At 71.9% G+C, this 2430-nt stretch carries 2 protein-coding genes; both read left to right on the forward strand.

What is annotated here, in order from left to right; all coding sequences use genetic code 11:
- Positions 1 to 826 (forward strand): AMP-binding protein (locus ELR45_RS40380; protein ID WP_240759147.1); only part of this gene is annotated, 826 nt, incomplete at its 5' end.
- A 95-nt stretch (positions 827 to 921) separates the two neighbouring features.
- On the forward strand, positions 922 to 2376 hold the full coding sequence (locus tag ELR45_RS03630; protein ID WP_205855821.1) for a salicylate synthase: 1455 nt from the start codon (positions 922 to 924) through the stop codon (positions 2374 to 2376).
- Positions 2377 to 2430: the final 54 nt, after the last annotated feature.

Here is a 2430-nt window from a genome sequence, read left to right on the forward strand (position 1 = left end):
GGACGAGGCGTTCGAGACCATCCAGCGCGAGCGGGTCACCGTGACAGCGCTCGTCCCGCCCACCGCACGGATGTGGGCCGAGGCGACGGCATGGTCCGGCGAGGATCTGTCCAGCATGCGGCTGCTTCAAGTCGGCGGGGCGCGCCTGCTGCCCGAGCACGCCCGGCAGGTCACCGAGGCGTTCGGACCGGTCCTGCAGCAGGTGTTCGGGATGGCCGAAGGGCTGTTGAACTTCACCGAGCCGGGAGCGCCGGAGGACATCGTGTTCCACACACAGGGGCGTCCGCTCTCGCCCGCCGACGAGATCCGGGTAGTGGACGACAACGACGCCGACGTCACGCCCGGCGCCGTCGGCGAGCTCCTCACCCGTGGCCCTTACACACCACGCGGCTACTACCGGGCGCCCGAGCACAACGCGGCCTCGTTCACCGCCGACGGGTACTACCGGACCGGTGACCTGGTCCGGGTGACCCCCACCGGCCACCTCGTCGTCGAAGGCCGGGTGAAAGATCAGATCAACCGGGGTGGCGACAAGATCGCCGCGGCGGAGGTCGAGGAGCATCTCGTCGCCCACCCGGCCGTGGCCGACGCCGTCGTCGTCGCCGTTTCGGACGACCTCCTGGGCGAGCGCAGCTGCGCCTTCGTCATCTCCGCGCCCGGCGCCACGCCACCGGACCGCGCCGAGGTGGCCGCGTTCCTGGCCGAGCGAGGGGTGGCCGCGTTCAAGATTCCGGACCGGGTCGAAGCGGTCGAATCGTTCCCGGTCACGACGGTCGGCAAGACCGACAAGCGGGCGTTGGCCGCCCACATCGGAGCGACGGCATGAGGAGTGAGCGGAGCTGGGCCTCCGGCCCAGGACCGGCGCCCGTGGAGCACCCGACGAGCGGGGCACGACCACCACAGGTGAGCGGAGCCGGTCTCGTGCGCAGCGACATCGTCGACGCATGGGCGGCGTCGGTACCACGGCTGGAGCACGTGGTCGACGTGGCTGCGCCCGACGATCCGGCCGAGACCGCCGTCCGGCTCGCCCGGTCCGGCATCGCCGAGGAGTACGTGGTCTATGAGCGTGCCGGCACCTGGTACTTCGCCGCCGGCCCAGGCGCTGAGCTCACGATGGACGCGCGGCACCTGCGGCTGAGCGCCGGCGGGCATGCCTGGAACGTGCCCACCACCGGCGACAATCCGCTCCAAGGTGTAGCCCAAGCCTTGAGTGCGGTGCCACGCCCGGACTGGCGGTGCCACGGTTGGGCCGCGTTCGAGCTGGCCCATCTTCTGCACGGCGATGCCGCCGCGGCGGGAACGGAACCGCTGCTGCATCTGATGTTCCCCATGGTCGACGTGGAGCTGACACCAGGACAGGCCCGGATCCGAGGCGCGACGCCGGATTGGGTGCGCCGGTTGCCCGACCTGGTGACCGCGCCCGAGCCCGCATCGGCCACCACGGAGCTCTCCCTCCCCGCCGCGGACCCACAGCCCTACCACCGCGCCGTCGCTCATACGGTGCGCGACATCCGGGACCGGCGGCTGGAGAAGGCGGTGCTCTCCCGGGTCGTCCCGCTGCCGGACCAGCCGGAGCTCGACCTGATCGCGTCCTACCTCGCGGGCCGGCGACGCAACACACCCGCACGCTCGTTTCTGTTCGACACCGGAGGCTGGCGCGCCGCCGGATTCAGCCCGGAGACCGTCGTCGAGGTCGATTCGGCCGGGCAGGTCCGGTCCCAGCCGTTGGCCGGGACCCGCGCGTTCGGTTCCGATGCCACCGAGAACCTGCGCCTGCGCGAGGAACTGCTCGGCGATGCCAAGGAAGTACACGAGCACGCCATCTCGGTCCGGCTGGCCGCCGACGAGGTCGGCGCCATCTGCCGTCCCGGCAGCGTGGCCGTCACGGAGTTCATGTCGGTCCAGGAACGTGGCTCGGTGCAGCACTTGGCGTCCCGCGTGACCGGGCTCCTCCGCGACGGCGAGACGGCCTGGTCGGCGCTGGCCGCGCTCTTCCCCGCGGTGACGGTCACCGGCGCGCCGAAGCCCGCGGCACTGCGGACCATCCGCAGCCGGGAGAGCGAGCCACGCGGACTGTACGGCGGCGCCGTCCTCATGGCCGAGGGCGACGGCTCGCTTGACGCGGCGCTGGCCTTGCGCACCGTGTTCCAGCGCGGCGGCCGCAGCTGGCTGCGCGCCGGAGCCGGAGTCATGAGCCAGTCGGTCCCGGACCGGGAGTGGGAGGAGACCTGCGAGAAGTTGCGCAGCATCGCGCCCCACCTGCGGGCCAGGCGCGCTGCGCCGGCCGGCTCTCGCACACATGACGGTGCCGACCTCGACCGCACCGATCCACCGGCTCATTCAACCCGTCAACCAACCACAAAGGACATGCCGTGAACCGTTCCCTGCCCTCCCGCTCCGCCACACCGCGCCATGTCGCGCGGTCTCTCA

Source organism: Phytoactinopolyspora endophytica (assembly GCF_004138495.1).
GTDB lineage: Bacteria > Actinomycetota > Actinomycetes > Jiangellales > Jiangellaceae > Phytoactinopolyspora > Phytoactinopolyspora endophytica.